Annotated in this window: 13 protein-coding genes, 2 tRNA genes and 2 rRNA genes; 5 read left to right on the top strand and 12 right to left on the bottom strand. The window is 44.3% G+C overall.

Annotation, left to right across the window (positions count from 1 at the left end; translation table 11 throughout):
* The first annotated feature begins 213 nt into the window (after positions 1-213).
* Genes ACTWP7_RS19935 through ACTWP7_RS19925 form a run of 3 tightly spaced genes read left to right on the top strand, consistent with a single transcriptional unit; the run spans position 214 to position 1695 of the window.
* A complete protein-coding gene (locus tag ACTWP7_RS19935) occupies positions 214-924 on the top strand; it encodes a lysostaphin resistance A-like protein (RefSeq protein WP_443124678.1) in 711 nt (236 codons plus the stop codon).
* Between the two features lies 1 nt (position 925).
* Positions 926-1126, top strand: a complete 201-nt coding sequence (locus ACTWP7_RS19930) for a YdiK family protein (protein ID WP_443124677.1) — start codon at positions 926-928, stop codon at positions 1124-1126.
* A 23-nt stretch (positions 1127-1149) separates the two neighbouring features.
* A complete protein-coding gene (locus tag ACTWP7_RS19925; protein ID WP_443124676.1) occupies positions 1150-1695 on the top strand; it encodes a GNAT family N-acetyltransferase in 546 nt (181 codons plus the stop codon).
* Positions 1696-1724: 29 nt separating this feature from the next.
* Here ACTWP7_RS19925 and ACTWP7_RS19920 read toward each other — a convergent pair whose 3' ends face one another.
* Positions 1725-3149 (bottom strand): MDR family MFS transporter, encoded by a 1425-nt coding sequence (locus ACTWP7_RS19920; RefSeq protein WP_443124675.1) that lies wholly within the window; start codon positions 3147-3149, stop codon positions 1725-1727.
* Between the two features lie 250 nt (positions 3150-3399).
* On the opposite strand from ACTWP7_RS19920, the gene ACTWP7_RS19915 reads away from it, so the two are divergent.
* Positions 3400-4224, top strand: coding sequence for an SDR family oxidoreductase (locus ACTWP7_RS19915; protein ID WP_443124674.1), 825 nt, complete (start codon positions 3400-3402; stop codon positions 4222-4224).
* Positions 4225-4335: 111 nt separating this feature from the next.
* Here the strand turns inward: ACTWP7_RS19915 and ACTWP7_RS19910 are convergent, their stop codons facing one another.
* Both ACTWP7_RS19910 and moaC read right to left on the bottom strand, forming a co-directional pair.
* Positions 4336-4986, bottom strand: coding sequence for a redox-sensing transcriptional repressor Rex (locus ACTWP7_RS19910; protein ID WP_443124673.1), 651 nt, complete (start codon positions 4984-4986; stop codon positions 4336-4338).
* A gap of 13 nt (positions 4987-4999) precedes the next feature.
* A complete protein-coding gene (moaC, locus tag ACTWP7_RS19905) occupies positions 5000-5485 on the bottom strand; it encodes a cyclic pyranopterin monophosphate synthase MoaC (protein ID WP_443124672.1) in 486 nt (161 codons plus the stop codon).
* Between the two features lie 166 nt (positions 5486-5651).
* On the opposite strand from moaC, the gene ACTWP7_RS19900 reads away from it, so the two are divergent.
* Positions 5652-7583 (top strand): ABC-F family ATP-binding cassette domain-containing protein, encoded by a 1932-nt coding sequence (locus tag ACTWP7_RS19900; RefSeq protein WP_443124671.1) that lies wholly within the window; start codon positions 5652-5654, stop codon positions 7581-7583.
* A 336-nt stretch (positions 7584-7919) separates the two neighbouring features.
* On the opposite strand, the gene tsaD is transcribed toward ACTWP7_RS19900, so the two are convergent.
* The 9 genes from tsaD to ACTWP7_RS19855 form a co-directional block, all read right to left on the bottom strand.
* Positions 7920-8969 carry a tRNA (adenosine(37)-N6)-threonylcarbamoyltransferase complex transferase subunit TsaD gene (tsaD, locus tag ACTWP7_RS19895; RefSeq protein WP_443124670.1) on the bottom strand — a complete coding sequence of 350 codons (1050 nt, stop codon included), beginning with the start codon at positions 8967-8969 and terminating at the stop codon, positions 7920-7922.
* On the bottom strand, positions 8966-9409 hold the full coding sequence (rimI, locus tag ACTWP7_RS19890) for a ribosomal protein S18-alanine N-acetyltransferase (RefSeq protein ID WP_224895101.1): 444 nt from the start codon (positions 9407-9409) through the stop codon (positions 8966-8968). Before rimI ends, tsaD begins: the two co-directional genes overlap by 4 nt.
* 1 nt (position 9410) lies before the next feature.
* Positions 9411-10094, bottom strand: coding sequence for a tRNA (adenosine(37)-N6)-threonylcarbamoyltransferase complex dimerization subunit type 1 TsaB (gene tsaB / locus ACTWP7_RS19885; RefSeq protein WP_443124669.1), 684 nt, complete (start codon positions 10092-10094; stop codon positions 9411-9413).
* Positions 10091-10546, bottom strand: a complete 456-nt coding sequence (gene tsaE, locus ACTWP7_RS19880; RefSeq protein WP_443124668.1) for a tRNA (adenosine(37)-N6)-threonylcarbamoyltransferase complex ATPase subunit type 1 TsaE — start codon at positions 10544-10546, stop codon at positions 10091-10093. Before tsaE ends, tsaB begins: the two co-directional genes overlap by 4 nt.
* Entirely contained in the window at positions 10547-11530 is a 984-nt protein-coding gene (gene thiL, locus ACTWP7_RS19875) for a thiamine-phosphate kinase (RefSeq protein WP_443124667.1), read from the bottom strand.
* A 121-nt stretch (positions 11531-11651) separates the two neighbouring features.
* Positions 11652-11728, bottom strand: a tRNA-Asp gene (locus ACTWP7_RS19870).
* Between the two features lie 179 nt (positions 11729-11907).
* Positions 11908-11984: transfer RNA gene (locus ACTWP7_RS19865), tRNA-Met, on the bottom strand.
* Between the two features lie 111 nt (positions 11985-12095).
* A 5S ribosomal RNA gene (rrf, locus tag ACTWP7_RS19860) occupies positions 12096-12209 on the bottom strand.
* A gap of 212 nt (positions 12210-12421) precedes the next feature.
* A 23S ribosomal RNA gene (locus tag ACTWP7_RS19855) occupies positions 12422-12560 on the bottom strand; the annotation flags it as partial.

Genomic DNA, 12560 nt, shown 5'->3' with positions numbered 1-12560 from the left:
TTCACTTTCATTTTTCAAGTAGAAAACCTAGAAAATTTTCACATCTTTTTTCGACAAATTATGTACGATAACCCTTTATCCTTAGGGATGGTTTTGAAACTATGATAAAATACATAAAGTATGAATTGTGAGATATTTTTGAGGCGTAAGCTGTGTTGAATATCGCATGCATGAACTTTCATCATATATATAGATAAAAGGAGTCGTTCACCTATGCCAAATCGCTATTGGTATATTATTTTAACTTACGTCGCTGCTCAGCTCTCTGCCTTAATTGGCGTACCGATCGTCAAACTGTTTGGCGTCAGCAATTATGACGCGATTGCGATCTGGTCCGTGCTCAGCTTTTTAGCTGCAACGATCATTATCATCGTTCTGCTTAAACCGGATATTAAAGAAACTGCGATGCGGGAAGATAAGGCAGGACCGGGTGGTATCGTCCTGTGGTCCATCCTCGGGGTCTTCTTAGCCTTACTGGCCCAGGGTACAGCCGCTATTATTGAAAGAGAATTATTCGGGATTGCGCCTGGCTCAGAAAATACGATGGGGCTCATGGAGATTGCCCGTGAATCTCCATTGTTCATTCTGCTGCCGGTATTATTCGCTCCGATTACTGAAGAAATCATTTTCCGGAAGGTGATTTTCGGTACGATCTATAAGCGGACGAATTTCCTGCTTGCAGTCTTAGTCTCTGCGCTGGTATTCGGTGCCTTCCACTTTGATTTTAAGCACATGCTTGTTTACTTCTCCATGGGGGTCGTATTCGCCTTCCTATATGTGAAAACAAAACGAATTATTACCCCGATCATTGCTCATATGGCCATGAACTCGTTTGTTGTCATTACACAATACTTTGTGGATGAGGAAGATATCCGGCGAATGCAGGAACAATTGGAAACCATCTTTATTGGAGGATTTTTATAATATGAGGACTTCACCACTGCTTATGGCTGTCCTCTACTTCGGTGTGGGAATCGCATTTATGTTTCTCGCGTCCCAGGCCGCAGTGGAAACGATTTGGAATGCTACCACGATTGTCTTATCGGGTGTCGCCACAGTAAATATTATTGTAGCAATCCGTTTGTATAATCTTCATTTCCGTATGAACCAGTCGAATAAAAAATGACGAAATCTAAGGAGGGAATGGCGATGGAACCTTTACTCACCGGCGAACGCGTCAGGCTGACGCTTCTCGACGACCATGATATTGATCACATGACCAAATGGTACAATAAAACCGATTACGCAAGGCATCTGGATGCCCTTCCCGCAAAGCCGAAACGAGCGGAAGACTTGCGAAAGTGGCGGGATGAAGCTCACGAGCACGACAGCCATTTCCTCTTTGCGATTAAGGAAGCTGACCAGTTTATCGGGTTTGTGGAGCTTGATGGTATTCTCTGGACTCAGCAGAATGCCTGGCTCACGATTGGAATCGGTGACCCGGATATGTACGGTAAGGGCTATGGATCAGAGGCCATGGAGCTTTTAATCCAGTTTGCCTTCCACGAGCTTAATTTACACAGACTGCAGCTTACCGTTTTTGAATACAATACCGCGGCCCGCCGCTTATATGAAAAGCTCGGCTTCGTACACGAGGGTTCGCACCGGGAGTTTATTCTTCGGGATGGTCAGGCCTATGATATGCTTCTGTACGGGCTCTTACGAAAAGATTGGAATCAAAAAACGCAGGGATAAGACATCATCGTCTTCCCTGCGTTTTTTTATTAGGCTTCTTTTTCCTGCTGATCTGTATTTTTATCGTCCTGCACCCCTTTTAAGATAAAGGAAAATGGCAGGGCAATCAGCAGCACGATCGCAGATACGAGAAAAGCTTCATTCAGTGTCTGCAAGGTGGCCGCCTGCATATCGGTACCAGGTGCTGCCGATACCTGCGCGCGCCTCACTTCGTAATAAATAGAAAAGAAGACAATCCCTAAGGATGAGGAGATCTGACGGATAATATTGTTCATCGCGGAACCCTGTGCTACAAGCGGTTCCGGAATTGAGTTCATACCGGAAGTCGTCGCTGGCATATTGCTCATTCCCATCCCCATGCCTCGGACTGTGTTCAACGCAAGAATCAGCCAGTAAGGCGTACCTAGCTGCAGAAAACTTAATCCAAGCGTCGCAAGTGCCATAATCGTAAGACCCGGCGGCACGACGTACTTGGGTCCTTTTTTATCGAGCAGCCTTCCGCCAAGAGACATAAATACACCGCTCGCAGCCGCTGCCGGCAGGAAGAGTAGTCCGGTCATGACTGCACTCATTCCATAAACGTTTTGAATGAGTAAGGGCAGCAGGAATATTCCTGAAAACAACCCAATGGAAGCTGCGCTTGTCACGATGATGGACACCGAATACGTAGGTACTTTAAAAACAGATAAGTTCAGTAATGGATCGTCCTGTCGGTTTTCATAGAACACAAATAAAACGACGGCGATCAGTCCCCCGACGATTAAAGCGATGTTTAAAGGGTCGAATAAGTTCTCTACAGTTCTTCCACGCCCTAAGGCAAACAAAATCGAACCGATACCTGAAGTGATAACCAGGAACCCGATTAAATCGAACTTCTTCTCGGGATGCGTCTCTGTCCGTTCCAGAAATTTAGAAGATAGGATTAATCCTGTTAACCCGAACGGGATATTAAAGGCGAACAGCCAGGGCCATTCTAGGTATTGGATTAAGAAGCCGCCGATCGTCGGGCCGATGGCTGGGGCGACCATTGCAGCGATCCCATATACTCCGACCGCAAGGCCGCGTTCATGTTTCGGGAAAGAATTAAAGATTAACGCCATCGCAATGGGAAGCATTAAACCGCCGGCCATTCCCTGTATAGCCCGGGAGATGATGACCATGGCTAACGTTTCTGAGAAAAAACCGGACAAAGAACCTGCGATAAAGATGACAAGTCCTGTGACGTACACTTTTTTCTTGCCAAAGCGGTCTCCAAAATAACCCGTCAGCGGCATCGTCATTCCCATAGAGACCATGAAAATAGTTAAGATCCAGCCCACAGCCACCGCATTGGAATCGAAGATCTCAATAAACTTCGGCAGGATTGGATTTAACATACTATTATTTAGGATAACGGTGAATGTACCGAAAAGAACCGATACAACCACAAGCCATTTTTTAGGTAGTTTACTCATCAGATGCCTCCTCTCTTGATTACTTCGGAACTCGAATTATTTTTCAACTATACCACTGATGATCGTGTTTCTCCACGTGTATGCTTATCTCTTTTCACGAGTGTTTCAAAGATCCTTTTAGATTATTCCACATCAGTGATTAAAAAAACATTTTCAACCGATTGGAAGCGTTTTAAAGAGACAGGGAGAGTTTTTGCTATAAAAAAGGGGGGTATGCAGTAGAAGAATGATTAAAGGAGGTTCTCAAACAATGGGACGACTAAACAAGAAAACAGCTGTCGTTACAGGCGCTGCTACAGGAATTGGCCAGGCTACGGTTAAGCTTTTTGCAGAAGAAGGTGCAACTGTTGTCTGTGCAGATGTGAACAAAGAAGATGTTCAAAATACAGTTAACGAAGTAAAAGACAACGGCGGAAAAGCCGAGTTTGTATATGTAGATGTATCGAATGAAGAAAGCGTAACAAGCTTAGCCCAACACGTGAAAGACACGTACGGATCCATAGATGTCTTATTCAATAATGCCGGAATCGACGAAGAAGGTGGAAAAGTCCACGAGTATCCCGTGGAACTGTTCGACCAAATTATCGCAGTCGATCTGCGCGGTACCTTCTTAACAAGTAAATACTTACTCCCTCTTATGCTGGAAAAAGGAAGCGGATCGATCATTAATACGTCTTCGATGTCGGGAAGGGCGGCTGATCTGGACCGCTCCGGATATAACGCAGCTAAAGGCGGCATTACGAACTTTACAAAGGCGATGGCGATCGATTATGCACGGGAAGGCATTCGTGTGAATTCCATTGCGCCAGGAACAATTGAAACGCCACTGATCGATGAACTGGCCGGTTCGAAACAGCAGGAGCAGGGCCGTGAATTCCGCGAAGCCAACAAGTGGGTCACTCCGATGGGGCGCTTAGGCGATCCTAAAGAAGTCGCAAATGTTGCGCTGTTCTTGGCCTCAGACGAAAGTTCGTATATTACAGGGGAGGACATTACGGTAGATGGCGGTATAATGGCTTATACGTGGCCGGGTAAGATGCTAATTGATAATCAATGGAAAAAAACTACTGATTAAGTAGATGAGGCTCAGAGTGAAGAACTCTGAGCCTTTCTTTTTAGTCAGCTTTCCCTTTATCCTTAGCCCCATAAAAAAACAGCCCAATCATCATTGGACTGTTCTTCTCCATTATTCTTCTTCCTCATCCAGAGGATAGTGTTTTAGAAAATAAACGAGTGCCTGCAGTTCGATAGCAAGGTCAATATGGTGGACACGAACATGGGACGGGACGGTGATCCGCGCCGGTGTGAAGTTCAGAATCGCGCTGACACCTGCATCTACGAGCCGGTCCGCTATGCCCTGCGCCTCGGACGCCGGAACAGTAAGAATGGCTACAGCCAGGTCCCCCATTTTCTCTTCCATATCATCAATATGCTCCACGCGGACACCGCCGACTTCACTTCCAACTCGTTCGCGGCTGGCATCAAAGGCAATCTCTATTTTCGTATTATTATTTTTTGTGAAATTATAATTTAAGAATGCGGTACCTAAATTACCTACTCCAATTAGCGCAACTTTTGTCGTTTCATCCTGATCGAGCGTCTTTCGGAAAAATGATAATAAGTACTCTACATTGTAGCCATATCCTTTTTTCCCAAGGGCTCCAAAATAAGAAAAGTCGCGACGGATCGTAGCGGAATCCACTTTCACCGCTTCACTCAGCTCTTTCGATGAGACACGCATTTTTCCCTGGCCGTGCAAATTATTTAAAAAGCGGTAATACAACGGCAATCGTTTTGCTGTAGCTTGTGGGATCTTAGTATGTTCTTCTAAATCCATGACTCTGCCTCCTTTACCGGCTCTCTCGCTGATAATCGCCGGTTTTGCCGCCTGTTTTCTCCATGAGATAGGTCGGCCCGATAACCATTCCTTTATCAAGAGATTTACACATATCATAAATAGTCAAAGCTGTAGAGGAAGCAGCAGTTAACGCTTCCATTTCTACCCCTGTACTTCCCTTTGTTTTCACAGCCGCTTGAATCTGTAATGTATAAGAATGGCCTGTTTCCCAGTCGAATGATATGTCGACCCCGCTTAATGACAATGGGTGACACATGGGAATCCAATCTGATGTTTTCTTCGCTGCCATAATCCCTGCTACTTGCGCCACCGCGAGCACATCGCCTTTGGATATTTCCTGATTAATAATTTTATGATAAATTTCTTCGTTGACTTGTACACAGCTGAAGGCCACCGCAGTCCGAATGGTTTCTCCCTTACTGGAGATATCCACCATACGGGCGTGCCCCTGTTCATTAAAATGTGTAAACTCTGACATGGTCTTACCCCTTTACGAGTAAATTCACAAACTTACTGTTAGTTACATTACTCTTATTCTAACAAAAAATCAACGGCTAGACGTTAAAGATTTCACAAACTCAGGGGCATTATCTTGCTAGAAGAATCCCCGATACGATACACTTATCTCATTGAGGTGAAACGACATGATTCTCATGCAATTAAATCAATTAACCAAACGATTCGGAGCGGAATTGATTTTATCAAATATTAAATTGGAAGTACAAATGAATGATCGCATCGCAATTGTCGGTCGAAATGGTACAGGAAAATCGACATTGCTGAAGATGATGGCCGGTGAAATGAGCTATGATTCCGGTGATATTTTTAAACCGAAGGAAACGACCGTTGGATACTTGGCTCAGGATACAGGCCTTCAGTCCGAGGAAACCATATGGAATGAAATGGAAAAGGTTTTCTCTCATTTAAAGGAACTGGAAGATGAACTGCGATCTATGGAAGCCAATATGGCAGACCCTGATCTTATGGATGATCCCGATCGCTATCAGCAGCTCCTCTCAACCTATGACCGGAAGCAGGAGTATTTCAAAACAGCGGGCGGTTATCAGTATGAAACGGAAATTAAATCCGTCCTGAATGGATTGAACTTCCATAATTTTGACTGGAACACACCAATCACTTCATTGAGCGGCGGCCAGAAAACTCGTTTAGCCCTTGGTAAGTTATTGTTGACCAGTCCGGATGTTCTAATTCTCGATGAGCCGACCAACCACCTGGACATCGACACGCTATCATGGCTGGAAGGATATTTACAGGGGTATAAGGGCGCGGTTGTCATCGTCTCGCACGACCGCTATTTTCTCGACAAGATCGTAAATACCGTTTATGAAATTGCCTTTCAATCTTCTAAGAAATACCCTGGTAACTACAGCGACTATTTGAAGAAAAAAGAAGCCGATTTTGAGATTGAAATGAAGCACTTTGAAAAGCAGCAGGAAGAAATTAAGCGGATGGAAGACTTCATTCAGAAGAACATCGTTCGTGCAACGACCAGTAAGCGAGCACAAAGCCGTCGGAAACAGCTTGAGAAAATGGACAAGCTTGAGAAACCTAAAGACGACAACCAGTCGGCGAAATTCAGCTTCCAGGTTTCTAAAAAAAGCGGAAATGACGTCCTGAAGCTAAGAGAACTTGGTTTCAAGTATGATGAAGATTCTTACGTCTTTGAAAATGTCTCTTTCGACTTAAACCGTGGGGATTCAGTGGCCCTTGTCGGACCAAATGGTGTCGGAAAAACAACCCTGCTTAAAACGATCCTTGGCGAATTAAAAGCAGCTAAAGGAGATATGAAGCTTGGAACCAATGTTCAAATAGGTTATTACGATCAGGAACAGACCAAGCTTAATCCGAAGAAAAATGTCCTGCAGGAACTTTGGGATGATTATCCTTTTAAAAATGAAAAAGATATTCGTACCGTACTTGGAAATTTCCTATTTTCTGGCGAAGATGTTCTTAAACCCGTCTCTGCCCTTAGCGGCGGAGAAAGAGCCCGTCTTTCATTAGCAAAGCTGATGATGCTAGAAGCTAACTTCCTTGTACTCGATGAGCCGACCAACCACCTGGATTTGGACAGTAAAGAAGTTCTGGAAGCAGCGCTTATTGATTATCCCGGTACTTTGCTGTTCGTTTCCCACGACCGTTATTTTATTAACAAAATCGCAACAAACGTTGTGGAAATGCTGCCGGAAGAAACGCGGTTGTTTCTCGGTGACTATGATTACTATGTGAATAAAAAGCAGGAAGAGTATGAGCTTCAGCAAATTGAAGAAGCCGAACGTCTGGAAAATGAACCACAATCTAAAGAACCGCAGGCTAAAAACAGCTTTCAGGAAGATAAAGCAGTGAAACGGGAAGAGCGTAAGAAAAACCGTCGCATAGCTGAAATTGAAGAAGAAATCGAAGAACTGGAAGCAAAGCTTGAAGAAATTGAAGAGCTCTTATGCGCCCCTGAGATATACCAGGACCACGAGCGCTCCCTTGAACTCACAGAAAGCAGCACACACACTCAGCAGCGTGTGGAAAAGCTGATGGAAGAATGGGAATCCTTGCACGAATAACAAGATGGTAAGGAAATGAAAGGCACCTTGAAAGGCACCTCAGGTCATCCAGAAACTGGATGACCTGAGGTGCCTATTTTTATCCATATCACCCTTGTATAGGTCTGTATGGTTGAATACAGTTTATCCACATACTTTTCAACAGTTGTGCACCGTTTTAAATAGTTCTCAACAGGTTTATACACATTATCCACAGAAAAACGGAATTTTATCCACATTTTTGATACCGTTTTCTTTATCTTTGTTAATAGGAGTCTTTTAACTTATCAACAGTATAAATATACAATTGTGTATAACTCATGATATCTTTTCCCATAAAAAACTCTCCTTAAATATTTAAGGAGAGTTTTCAGCGGAATGTTTCCGATTGCCGTATTGCTCTAGATCAAGCCCTGGATTAGCGTTCAAGTCCCAACCTGAGCGGTGTCCCTGATTATAGGCTACGGCTCCCGCTGCAGCAATCATAGCAGCATTATCGGTACACAAATGCATGGGAGGAATTAATAACTCTGTTTCAGATTCTTCAAACTTATCAACAAGAGCTTTGCGGAGTCCCTTATTAGCAGCTACCCCTCCAGCGACAATCAGCTGTTTTACACCGTATTCTTCAGCGGCTCGGTAAGCTTTTGTGGATAACACGTCTACCACGCTTGCCTGAAAGCTGGAAGCAACATCCTCCGGTCTTAGCGTTTCGCCTTTTTGGTCCGCATTATGAAGCCGATTGATCACCGCTGATTTCAATCCGCTGAAGCTGAAGTCATATGACCCCTGTTCAAGCCACGCTCTCGGAAAATCAATCGATTCTTCCCCTTCTGCAGCGAGGCGGTCAATTTCTGGTCCTCCAGGATAAGGAAGCTTTAATGTCCGAGCTACCTTATCATAAGCTTCACCTGCTGCATCGTCACGCGTCTCTCCAATGATTTCATAGGACCCATGCTCTCTCATAAGAATCAGCTCGGTATGACCTCCAGAAACGACGAGAGAAAGTAATGGAAATTCGAATTCTTTCTCCAATCTATTGGCGTAGATATGACCGGCAATGTGATGTACACCGACAAGAGGCTTATGCTTGGCAAATGCTATAGATTTAGCCGCATTTACCCCTACAAGCAGCGCGCCTACTAATCCTGGCCCTTCTGTGACCGTAATGGCATCCATATCATCTATCGTAAGGTCTGCTTCGTTCAAAGCTTCCTCAAGTATTATCGTAATCTGCTCAATATGATGACGTGACGCGATCTCAGGAACTACGCCGCCAAAACGTTTATGACTTTCAATTTGAGAAGCTACAACGTTCGTGACGAGTTCTCTTTCGTTTTTGACTATGGCTACAGCTGTCTCATCACAGCTCGTTTCAATAGCTAAGATATACTGATCTTGACTCATTTTAATCCCACCCACATGACTAGCGCATCTTCACCATTATCTGTATAGTACCTCTTCCGGATGCCTCCTGGGACTAACCCGAATTTCCGGTACATATGCTGCGCAGCCGTATTCGAAACTCTTACTTCCAATGATAACTGAATCGCTCCATGCTGGATTGCTTCGTCACACGTGTGCTTGAATAACTGTTCCCCATATTTATTCCCGCGTGCTTCTGGATGGATGGCGATATTCGTAACATGGGCTTCATCAATAACGAGCCAAAGCCCGCAGTAACCCACCACATGATCATCTTTCTCAAACACATAATAATGTGCGTACGGGTTATCCTCTACTTCCTGGCGAAACGTACCTTCCGACCAGGGAACGGCAAAGGAAGCCCGTTCCACTTCCATTACTTCATCTATATCCTCTAAAGTCATTTCACGTATAGAGGTCATCTTACTTCTCCTGCTGAGCCAGCCATTTAGCTTCTGCTTCCGGCAGGCGTAAATAATTAGGCACCAGTTCATGGAGGCTGTCAGGTTCTTTTCTTTGAGCTGCAAAAGCAATGAGCGAAGGCCTGGCAAAGTGGTAAGGGCCTTCCGGGATAACAGCCTGGTCTCCTAATGTGTCTTTGACCATCTCTTCATAGACGTGTACATCCTGGCTCAAGAATAAAATCGGCTTATCAAGGCTTTGTACTTCTTTTAACCAGTCTTCCATCGAAACGTTTGTCTCCGGCTTTACAATCTTCATCCTATTATTGTAAAGCCCAGTGTACACACGCCCACGTCTGGCATCAAAAAAAGGACATATATACCCGTCAAAAAATAAACCTTGTCCAGCTACGGCTTCGAGGCTTGAAACTCCTACAACCGGTATATTCAGTGCCCATGCCATCGTCTTAGCCGTTGTTAAACCAATCCTTACGCCTGTATAAGATCCTGGCCCTTGCGCTACTGCAATTCGGTCCAGTTCTTCCGGCAGTGTATTGGTTTCCTTCATTAGATGGTCAATCGCGGGCATCAGTCGGATCGAGTGGTTCTTTTTTATATTCGTCGTATATTCTCCTATTACCGTGCCGCTCTTTATGACTGCTACTCCCATTACATAATTAGAAGTGTCAATTGATAAAATATTCATTTCATAATCTCCTTACAAACCTCGTCAAAATGAGCCGAAGAAGTTTTAAGAGAAATGGTCCGGCTGGATTCGCTATCGTACGAAATTGTTATATCCAGACGCTCTTCAGGGAGAAATTCCTCAATGTAATGCGCCCATTCTACGACACATACGCCGTCCCCTTCAAAAAACTCTTCAAATCCTAAATCTTCATCACTATCTTCAAGGCGATAAACATCCATATGATAAAAAGGCAGACGCCCCATGTATTCCTTCATAATAGTAAACGTTGGACTATTAATTGTGCGCTTCACGCCTAGGCCTAAACCCAGTCCCTTTGTAAAAGTTGTTTTACCCGCGCCTAAGTCACCTTCTAATGTTAATACATCTCCCTCACGAAGTCGATGACCCAGCTTCTCAGCAAAAGCCATCGTTTCCTCAGGAGAAGAACTTTTCAATTGATATACGGTCATCTACTCACCCTTTGTCTTTAAATGTGTGTACCCAGACTTCGTTAATACGTTCTTCTTTCCACCTTCATGTAAATATACGTGAGGAGCTTTTTCCTTCATAGCCTGAACGGATCCAATCTGGCTTACTTTTATTCCCGTTTTTTGAGCTGCCTGCTGGACTTTCGGCCACATGGTTTCCTCGACCGTTCCCACCAGCTCAAAGTCTTCTCCTCCGGAAAGGATCCAATCTTTATATGTATCTGGAAAAAGATCTTTTATAGAGGATTTGAAAGGGAGCTTGTCCATATCCAGGTGTAAATCAACACGAGACGCTTCCACTATTTCATTTGCTTCATTAGCCACTCCATCACTAATATCATTAAGAGCGATCCTTGGAATCGCCTCAAGCTCAAGCGCAAAGAACACTCGTGGATGAGGCGTCCTATGTCTTTCAATAAAGAAATTCTCTGAAGCTTCACCTGATGAACCGTTGAGAAGAATCTCCAACCCGGCTCTTGAATCTCCCAGGGTACCTGTCGCGAATACAACATCTCCTGGCTCCGCCTGCGATCTGTATCTAGCTCTGTCTTTCTCCACATAACCGATTACGGTAATCGAGATGCACAACTCACTTCCGGACACAGTGTCTCCTCCAATCAAATCCATCTGATAAAGAGAAGCTAAATCCTGCATGCCGGTGTAGAGTTCCTTTAGTTCCCGGTCGCTCCACCCTTCCGGAATCACTATTGAAACCAAATAAAAAGCTGGAGAACTGGCCATCGCAGCTAAATCACTTAAGTTGGCTGCCAGCACGCGGTACCCGATATGATAAGGTTCCATCGTTTTTCTTGAAAAATGGACCCCTTCCACCATCGTATCTACAGCGGTAACCACATCTTTGTCTGTCGGTCTAAAAACCGCAGCATCATCACTCACGCCTTTAATTAGCGTAGACTGACGATAATAACTAGGCTGGATTGATTGAATAAATTGAAATTCGTCCATGTTCTGCCTCCTAAGTAGCATAACTCCTTCTAACTATTATACCAATAGAAGACCTTATATAAAAAATTCCATAATAAAAACCTTAGGAATGATTCCTAAGGTTGGAAATTTAATTTTAAAGTGGCGGTCCGGACGGGACTCGAACCCGCGACCTCCTGCGTGACAGGCAGGCATTCTAACCAACTGAACTACCGGACCAGTAAAAAAAATATATGTATTAAATTTAAAAAAATCAACTAAAGCAAAGTAGTTGAAAAATGAATCATCGTTACATGAAGTTTATCAAAGTCGTTAGTTGAAATAATTTGGTTGCACTTACAGTGCTACCATTATTGATGAACGAGGAAGTAAGTTCGACGTAGTACATCAATATTAATTGGTTGCGGGGGCAGGATTTGAACCTGCGACCTCCGGGTTATGAGCCCGACGAGCTACCGAACTGCTCTACCCCGCGATAGTGTGGGAAGTTAATTATCTTGTTCCCATAAAAATATGTTAGTGTGTGAAATATACTTATATCTTTCCCAAGTTCAGGAAAATATATTCTCACTATAAAATTGATACAATGTGGCGGCGTCCTACTCTCACGGGGATCGACCCGACTACCATCGGCGCTGAAGAGCTTAACTTCTGTGTTCGGCATGGGAACAGGTGTGACCTCTTCGCCTTCACCACCACATCATATACAGTTTGAGGTAAACCCTCAAAACTGGATAAGGCAATCATTCAACCATCGGACGAGCGAACGTCTCTTCCGACTTCATATCAATCCAGCTACAGCTCCTAGATCCTCGCTATTCTAAGCAATCTCTCTTCAGGGTGGAAAGAACACCACCCTTTAGCGATCTTACTTAGCCAGTCGGATCTGACCAGTCGCTTTCGCCTTTTATTATAGATAAGTCTTCGATCCATTAGTATCCGTCAGCTCCACGTGTCACCACGCTTCCACCTCGGACCTATCAACCTCATCGTCTCTGAGGGATCTTACTTACTTGGCGTAAGGGGAAATCTCATCTCAAGGGGGGCTTCA

This window comes from Halobacillus sp. B29 (assembly GCF_052246755.1).
GTDB classification, from domain to species: Bacteria; Bacillota; Bacilli; order Bacillales; family Halobacillaceae; genus Halobacillus; species Halobacillus halophilus.
Note: the sequence above shows the minus strand (reverse complement) of the source record. Positions and strands in the feature narration are given on the sequence as shown.

Bases quoted from the DNA above. Each gene is read 5' to 3' on its own strand.
- ACTWP7_RS19935 (WP_443124678.1), top strand. From the start codon at position 214: ATGCCAAATCGCTATTGGTATATTATTTTAACTTACGTCGCTGCTCAG.
- ACTWP7_RS19930 (WP_443124677.1), top strand. From the start codon at position 926: ATGAGGACTTCACCACTGCTTATGGCTGTCCTCTACTTCGGTGTGGGA.
- ACTWP7_RS19925 (WP_443124676.1), top strand. From the start codon at position 1,150: ATGGAACCTTTACTCACCGGCGAACGCGTCAGGCTGACGCTTCTCGAC.
- ACTWP7_RS19920 (WP_443124675.1), bottom strand. From the start codon at position 3,149: ATGAGTAAACTACCTAAAAAATGGCTTGTGGTTGTATCGGTTCTTTTC.
- ACTWP7_RS19915 (WP_443124674.1), top strand. From the start codon at position 3,400: ATGGGACGACTAAACAAGAAAACAGCTGTCGTTACAGGCGCTGCTACA.
- ACTWP7_RS19910 (WP_443124673.1), bottom strand. From the start codon at position 4,986: ATGGATTTAGAAGAACATACTAAGATCCCACAAGCTACAGCAAAACGA.
- moaC (WP_443124672.1), bottom strand. From the start codon at position 5,485: ATGTCAGAGTTTACACATTTTAATGAACAGGGGCACGCCCGTATGGTG.
- ACTWP7_RS19900 (WP_443124671.1), top strand. From the start codon at position 5,652: ATGATTCTCATGCAATTAAATCAATTAACCAAACGATTCGGAGCGGAA.
- tsaD (WP_443124670.1), bottom strand. From the start codon at position 8,969: ATGAGTCAAGATCAGTATATCTTAGCTATTGAAACGAGCTGTGATGAG.
- rimI (WP_224895101.1), bottom strand. From the start codon at position 9,409: ATGACCTCTATACGTGAAATGACTTTAGAGGATATAGATGAAGTAATG.
- tsaB (WP_443124669.1), bottom strand. From the start codon at position 10,094: ATGAATATTTTATCAATTGACACTTCTAATTATGTAATGGGAGTAGCA.
- tsaE (WP_443124668.1), bottom strand. From the start codon at position 10,546: ATGACCGTATATCAATTGAAAAGTTCTTCTCCTGAGGAAACGATGGCT.
- thiL (WP_443124667.1), bottom strand. From the start codon at position 11,530: ATGGACGAATTTCAATTTATTCAATCAATCCAGCCTAGTTATTATCGT.